The following is a 15,255-nucleotide window of genomic DNA, read 5'->3' as shown; positions in this document are numbered from 1 at the left end:
GACAATGCCAATTATAGACAACCAAATCCTTTATATATGTCAATGATTTAAACAATTGGATGGTTTGTGTTCAAACATAATAAGCCCAAGTGCAGCAACACTTGGGCTTAGCAAAAGACTCATTGCTTATATTAACAAGGCGATCACTGAAAATTAGCGATTAAGTTTTGAAAATTGGTATCAATGATCAAATACGTGGCCGCGTACATAATAGAAAATAGGATAGCTGAGACGCCCAGAGTCACTCTTGGAGGGATCACTCGCTTCAAAGGTTGCTTAAGGTATTTCGCTTTGAGGTTGACGAGAGAAACTTTTTCATTTTCCGCCAATCTTTCATCTTTAATCAGACGATAAATCGTATTGGCGATGTCAGCAAGCTTCTCTTGTCCGCGCTCCTCTCGACCATACTTACCCTGAAAACCTAACTGAATAAGAAGGTAGAGTAACTCTATAACATAGCGATAACGACGTGGATCCGCTTTCAGACGTTCGAGAATGGTAAAGAACTTATCACCACCAGATGTTTCGTTGTGAAATTCGGCCAACAAGCTATTTTGGCTCCAGTTACTGTTTGTTCCCCACTCTTGACGACATACCGCCTCGTCAATTGCGGCACAAAGACAATAACGGATCACCAATATAGAGGCGCGATCCACTTCCATTTCGTTTAGCTTGCGCTCACCTTTTGCGTATTTCGCGCGCGATTTGCTCACGAAAAGGCATCGGATCTTCTAGCCACGGGATAGAAGACATACACGAAAGACTAGCAATAAGCCAAGAAAATTGGTCTACCAACGGGTTGACACCCATCTTCTCAATATTCGGGTCTTTAACCGCGATATTTCTCGATAAGTCAGGCGCGGGCATCACCTCCATAGGCTTACCCGGCTCTGGCTGGAACAATACAACGGTTACATCGTTATCTATGTAACTCATGCTCTAACTGCCCATAACTGTAGGGATAAATTCGCGAATTCACCTGACACATGCACAGCAATTGCTGATGCACTTTCTAAACCAGCCCATTCTTCACTCGCTCTGTCGAGTTCAAAGTATGTGTAACCAGCATGATAAGGAAGTGCACGCGGAACAACCGGCATTGGTTTAATACCGATCCCCGGAAGCTGCAAGTTAATAAGGTCGCGAATATTATCGATTGAGCCAATCTTAGTCTGGGTAACAAACTGAGTATGAAGGACATCAAGCGTAACATCCGCTTTAACCGCAAGAATAAAGGTCGCTGTCTCGACCACCTTCTTATCTGGAATAACAGCAGTACGAATACCGAAGTTCTGTTCTTTAAGTGTCAGCGGTATAGCACGTTGTTCAGACATGACACTCAACGTACGCTTCGCATTCTCCAGTGTATGAGACAGACAACTGGTCAAATCGCCATGATTGTACTCGATAAACTGAGGCGGTCTGCGCGATGTCGAACAAAGAGTCGAAAGCTCACCTTCAGCCTGCAGCAAAATGCGATACAGAGATTCAGGGTGAACCCCTTCGACACTCGAAAAATGCCAGAATAGCGGTTCATAGCGATTCAACGCTTGGAGTAACATAAAATCAGATACCGTCGAAACACCTTGCTGATCGACAGTACCCAGACGCTCTACAATTGACTCCGCGCGATGTTTTAGCATGGAAGCAAATTCCTTGGTGAACTTGCTCAACACTTGAGAAGCGTTGATATCAATACAAGTAGGAATATAGCGTTCATCGAGCACCACGGTGCCATCCGGTTTAACTTCTGCGATTTTTAGAATGGGAATCGCAGTGTACGCGCTCCGGTCTTCATCTTCGGTCATCAGACGGAATTTAAGCTGCCCAACAGCAATATTCGCGGTGTCTTCACTTGCATAAACGGCATCGACAGCATCTTGGTGATGAACAAGATAGCGTGCGCCGTCTTTGTCAGAACCGAACAGCTCTTCCCTTTCGGAAGGGAGTGGGCAACAAAGATAAATCACTTTATCTGTAATCGAAGGGTCGACTTCTTTGACATCTGGCACCTCGGCCAACAAAGGCAGATCGAAAGGCGTCTTATCTTGGAGCACACCAATAGCCCGCGTGACTGCGATCTTTCCTTGAGTCAATAATTCAGTGTTAATCTCAATTTGATTCACACCCCAGTGCAATGGCGTACTACTGGCAAACAGCATTGTGCTCAGTTTTGTCTGAGCGCGGTCAAATTGCTGAAAATGCTGTGGTTTCATGAACATGCCATCTTGCCACACTACAGGATTATATAATGACATCTCGTTGTCCCTTAAAAGTAAGTTTGTTCGATTCCACGGGTAGAGTTGAACGACAACTCGCTTCCCTCTAGCTTCAGTTTTAAGAAGTACTCCGACTTCTCCTCAATTATTTCGACTTTTCTCCATGACGAACCGTTAATGTCGCGAAAAGCCGCTGAAAAGCCCAAGGCTCTGGTTCCGGGATCAAGAATGAGCATCTCATGGATTTTTTCGCCTGGTTTCAACTGATATTCATACCGTTTAATGTATTCATCACCCAATGACGATTTGTCATTTTCAAACAAGGCAAAAAGTCAAGATTTCGGAACAAAACCGGAGAAGTCAATTCATGAATTCGAAGTATAACCGGAGAAGGCTGCCCTCCTTCACGTATATTCAACTGAGGAGAAGCTTCAATAACAAGCTCAATAGATGACGTTTCCGGCGTAATGCCGCTCGACTCCTTGAACTGGTCCCACATCGAGCAACCAGTTAAGGAGAAGAATAAGAAAAGGACGATAAGTTTACGCATATTTTTCTTTTAGCAGTCGATTATAGTTTTCTTGAACGAGTTTCTTAGTGCCTACACCGTGCACACCTTTCAAACTCTCCAAATAATGCAGTTTGTAAGCATCCCACAACTTTTGTTTGGCCAAAAAGCCTTTATTTTCGCTTTTCTGCTCAAAGTTTATTGGATCATATTGGCTAATACTCTGCTGCACATAGTTATTCAGTGCCTGCTCGTACAACGACTTATGCTCACTAATCTCATCAAGCATTTGCTCTACCAACTCATTCGGCGATAGCATACTTTGCTTGTTAAGGTCGAGCATCAGGCCAATCAAATCTGTTTCAGCGGGCGTAGGAGACTGTTTTAATTCCTCTATTTCGACAAGTTCATGTTGTAATCTTGTCATACACAAACGAAGGCAGACTCCCATCTGTTCGAACAAGTGAGGATCCGCTTCTAACAGTGCATCATCAGTCACACCCAGCCCCCTCTTAAATGACGACAATAAGTCGCTTTCAGAACGTTCAGGAGTCGCGACACTAAACGGCTTTTCAGAAACGTCTGAAGATTGGGCATCCGGCGTCGGAGCGACTTCTTCCCATTGCTCACTCTGTACCTTTATTTCACTTGGCACCGAAGTCATGGTCTGCTTCGGAGTCGATACTGAGGCAACTGTTGTTTTGGGTTGCGCTTGACCAGCCAAAGATGAGGGTACCTTTTCTACTCGCTTAGGTTCCACATCCGCACTGCCCAGCCAGTCTTCAGGAATCATACTTGGCGCATCAAACTCAGAATAAACACTCAGGCTGTCATCGGCTATTTGACGAGTGGATTCATTGGTCACCACAAACTGGTCAATTTCGTCGTTTTCTGAGCGGATCAGATGGTCTTCACTTTTATCCAATGAGAAATCTAAATGTGTCATTGGATCAGAAGCGTCGGACTCATCAGACTTAGTCTCAAGAAAAATCTCTTCTAATGGACCTTGCTGTTCAAGTTCAGCAGGCACTTCATCCAAGTTTGCCAGAGGATCGGTAGTATCTCGGTCAGGCGTGATATCAAAGGCAATATCAGCTGTGTTTGTAGTACGCTCCACACTCACTGACAATTCATATTGCCCCAGAACAATGCTATCCCCTTCGTGAATTGGAATAGGTTGATTTTTCAGCAACTTATTCCCATTGACAATGAGTCCATTGGTACTCACATCACTGATGTAGTAAGCGTCACCATAGATACTCACCAAACAATGTGTACTTGAGATATAACGATTGTGGTCTACCAAAGGGACGGAACATCCTGGGTTTCGGCCAATAGAGCCACCGCTTTCCGGCAACTCTACAAACTTTGCTCCTGTGTACTCTTCAGGATGCTTTGATATGACTATAACCAAGCGCTCTAACAAAGCTCTTATCCTCTAAAATAGCAGTGATACTGAGAACTCGACACCACCTAGACCATCATTATAAACAGGCAGAATGTACGAGGCCTGTGGGACAATCTGGAGATGCGCATCTGGGTTACTACCTAGTTTGATAACCGTACCAATGGTTGCTACCGCCCCTACTTCAAATTGATCAATATCGTCGAGTTGAGAACCATACTTGTAGCCATCGCTATCCACTACCCAACGATTAGAATACTGGCTATAGCCTGCTGATAGACCCGCACCGATATATGGCGTAAATACTGACCAAGTGCCCAAAGCGTATTGAGGGACAACGCGTAACTCGTAGTTTGTGGTCTCTTGATAAATACCGTTAGCTGGCGCATCAATTGATTCGTTGAGGTAGTTAAAGCCCAGCCACCATCTCCAACGGTTATTGTCTTCATCGATTGGTCGAGTATGGACAAACCCGTACCTCATCGCGTTCGCCGTTCCGCTATCTCCTTGTTTGTAATCCATGCTGTCAATACTCAGCATGTTGATGGAACCACCGTAGCGCTCCCCTTTCGCGTTAGCCGCGACTGACACTGTACATGCCAAAGCTAATAAGCCCAATTGACTTAACTTGTTCATCCTTTTATTCCTCAAAAGGTCTACAGCCAAAAGATAAATTTAAGATTCAACAAAATAACAGGCTAAGTAACAAATTCAATAGCGAAAAAAAATGCCAGTGCAATTAAGAGCATTCGACTAGCAATAACGTCTTTTCTCCTATCAAAACGGACATTTTAACGGTTGCTCAAAGATTAACCTAAGGGACAAATAAACCTAACGAGATGGAGGGCTTTAGATATAGATAAAATTGTAATCAAATAATCTTATAAAATGATGATTAAGTAATCATACTGTAAATTTATCATTCTTTTTAATTTATAGTTTTATCAATTAAACTTTAGTAGTAACGGATAGTCGTCACATTTAATAAACTTTAACTAGTTTTAATCAATATCTTATCTACAAATTACTTTTCTCCCACGTAAAATCCACCCCTTGATAATTAATCATTATTAAATAAGAAACGATCAGAAGTGCGGATACATTTTTATAACTAATGTCATTTGGGTAGGATTTAATGTACTTTTCAGACTTTGCTCGGCGGCCAGTGGACGAGCTCACTCCTTGTGGAGTAAACCCAAACAATCTCGAAGAGTTTGAGGAAATAAAGCGTCAGATTAATAATATTAACAAAGTTACTGGTCGCGTCTCATGGAAAAAGGTCCAGCAGCTTTCCAAAGATATTCTCAAGAACAAAAGCAAAGATTTACGCTGCGGGTGTTACTATGCCGTCGCCTCTGCGCACAATGATGGCTTAAACGGCTTTATTGATGGATTAAATTCAATCCTAGATCTGTGCGTTATCTATTGGTCATCGTCATACCCAGAAGTGTCTAAAACCAGTGCGAGAATGGGCGCATTTGAATGGCTAGTGGAACACGCCGAGAGACGAGCTAAACAATTCAAAGTTGGTATTGAAGATCGCGCTATGCTCGAAGCTGGGCATAGAGTCTGCCTAAGAATAGAAGAAGAGCTGAGATTGCATTATGGTCACAAAGCTCCGTCGTTAGGGACAATTCGCAGACTCTTTAGCCAATACATCGAAGAAATTAAAGAACTCGAAGATAAGAAAGAAACGGCACGACAACAAGCGAAAGAGCAAAATGCAGCCAAGGCACCGGTATCCGGTGGTATTACTGTTAACGTAAAACCGCCAATCGCTGAAAAGCCTGTCCAGGCTCAAACAGAAGTAGAAAAAAGTCGCTCTGCCGTTTGGACAGTGGCCATTGTTGTCGGGCTGTTTCTATTTTCTTTAAGTGCTTACTATCTGCACAAAGACCAAAAGCTAAACAGCTACAAACAACAGATCGCATCAAACAATATTCAAGTCATCCTTCAAGTCACTGAGAGCTTAAGTCTAGAGAACAAAGATACTCTAAATAAGCTTAAGGATCCCTTAATTAGCACAGTTGATGCAATGGTTTATGACCTAGATAAGTCACCTGAAAAAAATTGGCCAGATATCAAGCTTAATTAGCATTACTAACAATCTATCTGAGCTTTATGCTGATTCATCATCGGTTCAGGTTTTATCAGCAGAGCTTCAGCGAGTGAAAAACCAGTTAGAAAAAGACTTTCTCGACATCAGCACTCGATTTTCACGTGCGAGAACCGCTATTGCTAATCTCAAGCTAAATTCTGATGACAAGAATACTAAGCTCGCCTATCAATACAGTAATTCTCTATTCCCATTGTTGGGGCGAATAGAATATGCAGAAAAGTCAAACAACACCGATGAACTCGACCGTTCATTAGTTTTAATCAACGTTTACTTGCATAAGATCGCTCAATTAAAAGCGTCGCATGAGAGTCAAGCATTAAACCAAGTAGTGGCAGAATAACCATGTTAAAAAATATAATACGTCATCCGATATTCATATCTTCGCTACTTGCTATCGTTTTAGTCGGTGTTTTAACAGCGTTACACTTGTTATACCCAGATACCATTTCTGAGCCTATCTTATATTTCGGTATCGGCATCGTTGCATTGGCATTTTGTGCTTATCAAATCGTACTTTTCGTTAAGAAGAGAAAACAAAGTAGAGAACAGCAACTAGAAACAGAAGAAGAAGCTTTAAGTTTAGTCTTGAGACCATTGCTAATCAGCTCCAAGAAAAAACCAATTTATCTGATGATTGGTAACAAATCAGCGGGTAAGAAGCAGTTCCTATTCAGTTCAAATGCAATCAAATCGATTGATACTGCTCGTACGACAAAAAACGACTTTTTCGAATGGTATGAATCTGACGAAGCCATCTATTTAAAACCTGACCAGCGTTTAGTGTTCCAGGAAGTCTCCGCCGCAGACTCTCTGCTCTGGGATGCGATGGTGTCAGAGGTCATTCGAAATCGCCCACGTAAACCCTTTGCTGGCTGTCTGTTCTTTACAGACATAGAGTTTTTGATTATTTCGGAAGAAGAACAGGTCGATTACGCTCTTACCGCTTTGATTGAACGCATTACCTCTATCTGCGAGCGCACCAATACGGCACTGCCTGTGTACATGGTGATGTCGAAGCTGGATAAGCTTCAAGGTTTCAAAGAGTATGTGCAGCTTAGCCCTCTAAAACACAATGTCGAATATCTATCCATCCCACTTAAGGATTCGAAAGGTATCTTAGTTGACTACTACCGTGATAGCTTCAACAACTTAGTCAAAGTCATTGAGCAAAACGCACTAGACTCAACGTCTCAGTCTAATGACACCAAAGAAAAACAAGCCATTCTGTCATTCCCAAAACAGTTGGAAATCTGTCAGAAAGAGATCGAGTATGTCGTTCAGAGATTAAGTGAAGTCAACCGCGGGGCATACTTTCTTGATCTACGAGAGATGTTCTTTTCTTCTTGCCTGCAAGGGGGAAGAAAGTACAACTTACTTGCCAAAAGCTGCAGTACTTACTTTAACTTGCCTATTATCGCGTCTGAGCACACTCAATTATCTGAAACACCGTATTTCACGCGTTTTCTTGTCGAGTCTCAAATTTTACCAGAAGCCGATTTTGCTGGTGAGAACAAAACCTACCTGAAGAGAATACTGCGCCAGAGCCGATTGGCTATGGTGGCTTCTATCGTATTCTTGGCGGGCGGAGCATACATGCTTGGTACGACACTAGACAGCAATCTAAGAGTTATCTACCAGCTATTGAACATTGAGACTGACGATCGAGCAGCAAACTCAGGTCGCTTACTTGATGATAAACTCGCTCGTGCCATTGCTCAGATTCAGCCAGTGTATGGCGCATGGGTTGAAGGTAGTGAGGCCCTAGACCAAGAACTAGTATCCCTTAATGTCAGCCGCCTAGAGCCAACAACCAAGATGGCATATCAAACACTGCTCAACTCAATTCAGCAAGAATTGATACCAGTGATCGAACAATCGTATCGTGTTCAGTTAACTAAGTACCAAGACAAGCCGATTCAAGCGCTTCCTGTCCTAAAAGGATACTTAATGTTGAAAGAACCGAGCAAGCGTGATTTGCCCTTTATGACGGCGCAGACTCAATTAACTCTTTCAAAGGTGATTGGCAACTCAGAACAAGTGAATGACGCGATGAAGTTTCTTAATGCTTACTTCAGAACAGACTTCGAGCCAGTCAATATCAACATGGACATTGTACGGGCCACTCGTCGCAGCCTATTGTCACAATCAAACGTTGATTTGGTTTATGCGCAGTTAATCAACCAAGCAAACACTATAGACTTGGGCACGTTGAACATTGAACGCGCTGTTGGTTTCGACTTCAATAACATCTTTAATGATCAAATCGACCAGGAGCTCCTTGATATTAGCAAAGTGTATACCGCGACAGGTTTCAGCACTTTCTATCGTCCTCGTGTTGATCTGATGTCAAAAGATGTCATCACCAACAACTGGGTATTGGGTCTATCTAAGAATGTCACGCCAAGCAAAGAAGAGCATGAAGCATTTAAAGATCAAATCCGTAAAAAATACACGGACGACTACATTAGTTACTGGCGCAATGCGCTGAGTGAACTTAAGGTGAAAAAATACGACTCGATTGGCGATTTGACCAACGCTATCGATCTGGTTTCTGGTCCATCCTCACCATTGACCACGGTATTGAAGCAAGTCTACTCCAATACTCACTTTTCTCCAGTAGGCGAAAAAGAGCTGCTCGCAAACAAATTGCCAAAAGTCGCCACAGAAGCGATCGACAAACTCACAGATTCAGCAGAAGAGCTTGTTCAACCTGACTACCTGTTAATGCAGCGTGTCGAACAAGCGTTCTTTCAACTGAACCAGTTACAGATCAATGAAACGCCTAACTCCCCTACTCCGTGGGATGAAATTGTGACTGCGTTGAGCCGTTTGCGAACCTACATGAAAGATATCGCTGACTCACCGGATCCACAAATGGCATCGCTCTTGGCAGCGCGATCACGCATGCAAAGCTCAGAAGCCGATCCAATTATTCGTTTGAAACAGATCGCACAAAAATCACCAGAGCCTGTGCGTAGCTGGTTATTAGGAATGGTTCAGCAAAGCTGGTCTGTGATGATCACAGAGTCAGCTAAAGGCGTTCAAAGTCAATGGTATAGTGATGTCTATACAAAATATCGTGATTTGGCTCTGAATAAGTATCCATTCGATTTAAATGCTGAAGAAGAGATTGCACTAGAAGATTTTGAGCTGTTATTCGCTACAGGTGGCATAATTGATACCTTCGTCCAAAACAATCTAGCATCGTTTTACGATACTAACCTTTGGACACCAAAGCGTGTCGATGGTGAAACCATGCCATTAACACCAGAACTTCTGGTTCAACTTAAAAACTACAATGTGATACGCGACACTTTAATCAACAAGAGTACCAACCGTGTCTCGATACCATTTAGTACCAAGATTCTCGACTTAGACTCTAGCGCTATTCGTGCAACCGTTAAAGTCGCAGATTCTCAAATGAGCTACTACCACGGTCCAAGTCGCATTAGGGAACTGGAATGGCCACCTAAGAGCGGCGACTTCAACGTGAGTATTACTATCCAAGACGTAACTGATGAGGGCAAACAATACGTACTAAGCAAAAATGGCCAGTGGGCAATCTACAGGCTATTAGGCCAATCCACACTAACTAATCAACATGATGGAAGTTTTGTTAGTGATATTACCGTTTCAGGTCGTGACTTGAAACTACGAGTGAAGCCACTCTCGCAAAGGAACCCATTTACCTTAGCGGAGCTATATAACTTCTCTCTACCCGAAACCATCAACCTATAAAATATACATATAAAAACAACGTAAGGCAGGATATATGATGTCAACTACTAACCTTCAGGGTTTAGACAAACTAGATCGGAAAATTCTATCTACTCTTTTGTCTAATGGCCGAGAGTCAATCGCTAACTTATCGCGAAACATTGGCTTGTCGCGTACCGCCGTCGCTGAACGTATCAGCCGACTGGAAAAAACCGGTATTATTAAAGGCTATACTGCGCAGATCAGAGTGGAAGAAGAAAGCGGCAACGCAGCCAGTTACTTGCTGATTTCGTGTGAAAAAGGCAAGAAAAATGATGTCACGGAAGCACTCAAAGAGCTTCCTGAGGTGAGACTAACCAGTATTGTTGGTGGTACTTACGATATTATTGCTCTCATTGAAGCGCCGGATCTTCAGTCGATACATACCCTGTGTAATGAAATAGAGTCGTTTAGCGGCATTCAGTCACTCAACAACACAGTGGTTTTACATCAACCTATCCGACGCTAACCTTTGTCAAGGTTTGTGTAAGACATATAAAAAAAACCCGCGAATGCGGGTTTTTTATTACGGTTAAAGCTGGCCGATTTGTTTGATTGAAGCATCTTTTGTACCTGGGTCACCCAACCATATCGTCTGCCCCAATAAATTGCCCTCACCCTGTCCCAATTCATTTTTAGGGATGGTATCAAGCCGAACTTTCATAATCAGATCCCATGCCAGCGGATCGCGTAAGATGAATTGCATTAAGCCTATTAAGGTCTTGTAGTTCTCTCTACCCGGCAGAAACGTTTGGTAAGTTGAAAAGTCTATATCTTCTATCCGTAGATGGAACTTACCCACCAAATCCGGCACCGTTTTTCCCAAGTGCAGATCCTGTCCAAGCACGCAATTGACGTGATTCAGCTTGTTTCGTTGCGACTTGTGGATAGACACCCGGCGGTAGATCCACTCATCCACACTCACATCGTCCAAAGTGAAGTAGTGTGCCACAATGCCTGATATCAATTTCGGAGAACGTGTCCGAGTGGATAATTGGCTTACGTATGAAAGAAGCTTTGCTCTGTCCAGTTCACTGACTTCGGCTTCTTGCATCACTGATGACAAGCCAAGTAGGTGTAGCATCCGTCCAGAAAACGGATCTTTGGCTTCACTCTGATATTGAATGTGGTAGCGGTACTTCTTCCAAACCCGATAAACCAACGAAATATGGCGATTGTGGAAAAAGTCAAAAAACTGTTTTACTGGGTTTTCTTCATCATCACGCCCAGCCAGTTTCTCGGTATAAGAAGAAGGTAAAGGAGAGCTTGAACCATGAAGACCAAGAAAAGTCACCTCTACTCGTGAATAAGGGTTACCGTCTACTTCATAATGCGACACATAGTCGATATCACTTCTCGGAAAGGCCAAGCTCGGCGAAACACTGAAACGAATATGTTCTTGCGAGACATACTTATTCTGCCCTATCCCGTTATAAGCGAATTCAGTTTGAGCTTGATAGTATTTTTCCAGCAGTGATACTGCTTGAAAAAAGCCGAACTCATGAGTTTTATGTTCAATTTGAGTAATCATAGAACCGTCTGTTGCCCAGCCAGACTAGGCCAATGGTAGTTTTCACCCGTTTTCTCATCGAAAACTTCTAGCTCAGTGAACGAGTTTAAACTTGAGTACAAACGGATAAACTCGTTCAATACATTAACTAACAGGAACATATCACCTTCGTTAACAAAATATGTAGAGTCAACCGTTAACGTGAACTGTGTTCCTCGAATAGCAGTACCTCGGAACACCCGATCTGCCGGTTTCATTTCTGATTTTTTGATGCCATCAAGACGTTGTATCGACGCTCGGTGAGCTTGACGATCCACCCTAGAGTGGAAATCATAGGTAGACAACAGTACTTTAAGTACATCAATGTTGGCGAGTGATAGATAGTTAAGCGACATATTAGCGATCAACTGCCATTGCAGTTCACCATTAACCTGTGGGCTCACCGATTGAGTCGGTTTGGTAATATTGGAAAAACTCGCGAATGTAGTCGAGTTAGGTGACATGTCTTCCACATGCCCAACAGACAAACGCTCAGCAAGGTCACCGTTACTACAAGTTAACTTCATCAACACCGTTTCGGAGCCCAGATCGGCGATATCACTGTTGTGGGTATGGAAAGAGATATAACGCTCCAAACCTCGACCACTGGTTCGTTCTGAAACCTTAGTTTTATAAAACTCGCGCTTATCGCGCTGATTCACCTGATGCTCGAACGATTCAAATTCGATGAGCTTCTTACGGCTTCGCTCACTCTTGCTCCAAGTCTCTACATTCTCAATCGAGTAGACTTCGTAGTGATCCTGATTAGCACTTTGTGGTCGAACCTTATATTCACTGCGGCGATGTTCGAGACGGATCGGGTCAGCATCTATGTCGAAAAGGTTAACAGCAGGCGTACAATGTAAGCGTAAGTGCTTGTTCTTTATCACAACCTCAGAAGGTAGCGCTCTTTTGAAAACAAACGACATGGTGAGGCTGGAACGGCCAGGCACACCACTTAACCAATCCAAATCTGTCACGTCGAAAAACATGAACTTCTCAGGCAGAGAAAAATATTCCTGCAGCAGACGATAACCGGCAAAAGAGTTGGCACCATAAGGTAGAAGGGCTTCGTCATCGCCAAAACCGACAGGTTTAATACTGCTCGCAGGGAGTTTTCTCTTAACCCCACCGCCTACATCGACCTCAATATAATCAAGGTAACGGAACAACCACAAGTATAAAGTTCGTGTGATATGGACTTCGCCATGTAAATGGAAGCGCAATGAATCCATTTTTAGTCTGGACAACTCCTGACCATATTCAGTCGCAATCGTCACATCGACGTTTGAGCTCGTTCGGCTATTTGACTGCTCGATGTTCGTCAGGGTGATAGGATACAGCGAGATATCGTAACAGGTACGAAATAAGCACTCTGTCTCTTCAACCGGTTTACTGGCCATCTCGACGCCGCGTTTGACGACGATTTTCTCGGTCATACTTCCGAGATGTGGCTTGAATTCAGAAATACACATGGAAGGCACAGAACGCATGTAATGAGGCCAAAGCAACGTCATCAATGACTGTGTCAACTCTGGCAATTCATCGTCTATTTTTTCACGAATACGTCCGGTAAGGAAAGCAAAACCTTCAAGCAGACGCTCAACATCTGGGTCATAGACACCTTCACCGAGAAAATTGGTCAGCTTTGGATGATACTTTGCAAATTCACTCCCGGCTTCTCGCAGATACGAAAGTTCGTCTTGGAAATATTTACTGTTGCTCACGAAGATTTCTCCTGAATTTACACGTTGAACTGGCCATCAACGCCCATGAACACATTGATAGACATTGGTACCTGCCCACCGTTGTGAGAAACCTCACCGGTGATGCCAAAGCTTAGCTGCAAGGGATTATGGAAGTCCTGTCGATACGTGACTTCGATATCACCCAAGCGAGGTTCAAACTTAGTAATGGTCTCGCGAATATTCTGCTGAATATGACGCACCAAGTTTGATTGACTGGCTAGGACATCATTAAAGTCAGGAAGACCGTAATCATTGTCTATCATTGCATTCCCGGCATGCGTGTTTAGCAAGTCAGCGAGATGAATGTGAATAGATTCAATAAGATGTTTGTGAGAAACAACTTTTTCGTAGCAATTCTTGGGTTCACCCAATTCAATGCGTTCGAGTAAGCGATAACCTTTTTCCATACTGAACTCTAAAAAGAGCGGTCAGCAAAACTGACCGCTCGAAACTTAAACATATGCTCTGATTACTGGTCCAGTTTACCAACTAGAGACAGATCGAAGCTCGCACCCATGTACTTGAAGTGTGGACGAACAGACATTGATACCTTGTACCAGCCCGGATCGCCTTCAACATCAGATACTTCAACCTTCGCAGCGCGAAGTGGACGACGACCACGTACTTCTGCTGGCGGGTTTTCCTGATCTGAAACATACTGACGAATCCACTTATTGAGTTCGATTTCTAGGTCAGAACGCTCTTTCCAAGAACCAATTTGCTCACGCTGTAGAACTTTGATGTAGTGAGCAAGACGGTTGATAATGAACATGTATGGCAGCTGAGTACCCAGCTTGTAGTTCATTTCTGCGTTTTTACCTTCCGGCGTATTCGCGTAAACCTTAGGCTTTTGGATTGAGTTAGCAGAGAAGAACGCTGCATTGTCAGAACCTTTACGCATAGTCAGCGCAATAAAGCCTTCCTCTGCAAGTTCAAACTCACGGCGGTCAGAAACAAGGATCTCTGTCGGGATCTTAGTTTCGATTTGTCCCATTGACTCGTAGTTGTAAACTGGCAAGTCAAATACAGCACCACCACTTTGAGGGCCGATGATGTTCGGACACCAGCGGTACTTCGCGAAAGACTCACTGATCTTAGATGCCATCGCGTACGCTGAGTTACCCCACAAGAAGTGGTTGTGGTTGTCTGTTACCAACTCATCATAGTCAAATGCTTTGATTGGGTTGTCTTCAACTGAATAAGGGTTACGTAGCATGAAACGCGACGTACACAGACCTAGGTAACGTGAATCTTCATGTTCACGCAGACCACGCCATTTCGTGTACTGAGGACCTTCGAATACCGATTTCAGGTCTTTCATATTTGGCAGCTCTTCGTAGCTGTCTAAACCAAAGAACTGAGAAGATGCAGACGTGATGAACGGCGCATGCGACATTGCACCAACGTTCGCCATGTATTCCATCAACTTGATATCAGGGCTAGAAGACGTTAGTTGGTAATCACAGATTACTGCACCAACTGGCTTACCACCAAACTGACCGTACTCACGTGTGTAGATCTGCTTGTAAAGGCCTGATTTTACAACCTCTGGAGCGTCTTCGAAATCATCCAGCATTTCGTCTTTCTTAGCTGAAATCAGTTCGATAAGGATGTTTTCGCGGAAATCCGTGTGATCAACCAAGTACTTAAGACCACGCCACGTAGATTCGATCGCTTGTACTTCTTCGTTGTGAAGAATCGCATCAACCTGCTTTGATAGCTTTTGGTCAATCTCACCAATCATCAAATCAACCAGAGACTGATCAACTTTTTCGGCAGATTTGTTACTTAAGAGTTCACCAATGAACGCTTCAACACCACGCTTTGCAACTTCAAAGCCTTCGTCCTGAGGCTTCAGGCGTGTTTCGGTAAGAATGCTATCCAGAAGAGAACCAGATTCGACCTGAGTCTCACTTTGTTCTGGAGCTTGTGCTTCTGTTGTCATAATATC

At 43.4% G+C, this 15,255-nt stretch carries 11 protein-coding genes and 2 pseudogenes; 4 read left to right on the top strand and 9 right to left on the bottom strand.

The annotated features are described in order from the left end of the window. Positions 1–143: 143 nt before the first annotated feature. The 5 genes and pseudogenes from icmH to KW548_23730 all read right to left on the bottom strand — a co-directional run bounded on the left by icmH (position 144) and on the right by KW548_23730 (position 4,768). Positions 144–936 (bottom strand): annotated as a pseudogene (gene icmH, locus KW548_23750) (type IVB secretion system protein IcmH/DotU). Continuing rightward, on the bottom strand, positions 933–2,258 hold the full coding sequence (gene tssK, locus KW548_23745) for a type VI secretion system baseplate subunit TssK (GenBank protein ID QXX08608.1): 1,326 nt from the start codon (positions 2,256–2,258) through the stop codon (positions 933–935). The pseudogene icmH and the gene tssK overlap by 4 nt, the downstream one beginning before the upstream one ends. Before the next feature lie 11 nt (positions 2,259–2,269). Further along, positions 2,270–2,769: pseudogene (tssJ, locus tag KW548_23740) on the bottom strand (type VI secretion system lipoprotein TssJ). Next, the gene (gene tagH, locus KW548_23735) at positions 2,762–4,153 is read right to left on the bottom strand and encodes a type VI secretion system-associated FHA domain protein TagH (GenBank protein QXX08607.1); all 1,392 of its coding nucleotides are present in this window, start codon (positions 4,151–4,153) and stop codon (positions 2,762–2,764) included. Before tagH ends, tssJ begins: the two are co-directional and overlap by 8 nt. A gap of 12 nt (positions 4,154–4,165) precedes the next feature. After that, the gene (locus tag KW548_23730) at positions 4,166–4,768 is read right to left on the bottom strand and encodes a porin family protein (GenBank protein ID QXX08606.1); all 603 of its coding nucleotides are present in this window, start codon (positions 4,766–4,768) and stop codon (positions 4,166–4,168) included. A gap of 499 nt (positions 4,769–5,267) precedes the next feature. Between KW548_23730 and KW548_23725 the strand changes: the two genes are divergently transcribed. The 4 genes from KW548_23725 (at position 5,268) to KW548_23710 (ending at position 10,476) form a co-directional block, all read left to right on the top strand. Next, complete coding sequence (locus tag KW548_23725) at positions 5,268–6,227, top strand: type VI secretion system ImpA family N-terminal domain-containing protein (GenBank protein ID QXX08605.1); 960 nt, start codon at positions 5,268–5,270, stop codon at positions 6,225–6,227. A gap of 73 nt (positions 6,228–6,300) precedes the next feature. Beyond that, positions 6,301–6,591, top strand: coding sequence for a hypothetical protein (locus tag KW548_23720; GenBank protein QXX08604.1), 291 nt, complete (start codon positions 6,301–6,303; stop codon positions 6,589–6,591). Positions 6,592–6,593: 2 nt separating this feature from the next. After that, positions 6,594–9,989 (top strand): type VI secretion system membrane subunit TssM, encoded by a 3,396-nt coding sequence (gene tssM, locus KW548_23715; GenBank protein ID QXX08603.1) that lies wholly within the window; start codon positions 6,594–6,596, stop codon positions 9,987–9,989. Positions 9,990–10,023: 34 nt separating this feature from the next. Then, positions 10,024–10,476 (top strand): Lrp/AsnC family transcriptional regulator, encoded by a 453-nt coding sequence (locus KW548_23710; GenBank protein ID QXX08602.1) that lies wholly within the window; start codon positions 10,024–10,026, stop codon positions 10,474–10,476. Between the two features lie 63 nt (positions 10,477–10,539). Here KW548_23710 and tssG read toward each other — a convergent pair whose 3' ends face one another. From tssG to tssC, 4 genes are all read right to left on the bottom strand, one after another. Then, the gene (gene tssG, locus KW548_23705) at positions 10,540–11,538 is read right to left on the bottom strand and encodes a type VI secretion system baseplate subunit TssG (GenBank protein ID QXX08601.1); all 999 of its coding nucleotides are present in this window, start codon (positions 11,536–11,538) and stop codon (positions 10,540–10,542) included. Beyond that, entirely contained in the window at positions 11,535–13,283 is a 1,749-nt protein-coding gene (gene tssF, locus KW548_23700; protein QXX08600.1) for a type VI secretion system baseplate subunit TssF, read from the bottom strand. The genes tssG and tssF overlap by 4 nt, the downstream gene beginning before the upstream one ends. Before the next feature lie 17 nt (positions 13,284–13,300). After that, the gene (tssE, locus tag KW548_23695) at positions 13,301–13,711 is read right to left on the bottom strand and encodes a type VI secretion system baseplate subunit TssE (protein QXX08599.1); all 411 of its coding nucleotides are present in this window, start codon (positions 13,709–13,711) and stop codon (positions 13,301–13,303) included. A gap of 62 nt (positions 13,712–13,773) precedes the next feature. Further along, positions 13,774–15,249: a type VI secretion system contractile sheath large subunit gene (gene tssC, locus KW548_23690; protein QXX08598.1), complete on the bottom strand. Its 1,476-nt coding sequence runs from the start codon at positions 15,247–15,249 to the stop codon at positions 13,774–13,776. Between the last annotated feature and the right edge of the window lie 6 nt (positions 15,250–15,255).

It is taken from the genome of Vibrio neptunius, assembly GCA_019339365.1.
GTDB lineage: Bacteria > Pseudomonadota > Gammaproteobacteria > Enterobacterales > Vibrionaceae > Vibrio > Vibrio neptunius.
The sequence above is the reverse complement of the archived record's forward strand: the minus strand, read 5'-3'. Positions and strand labels throughout refer to the sequence as shown.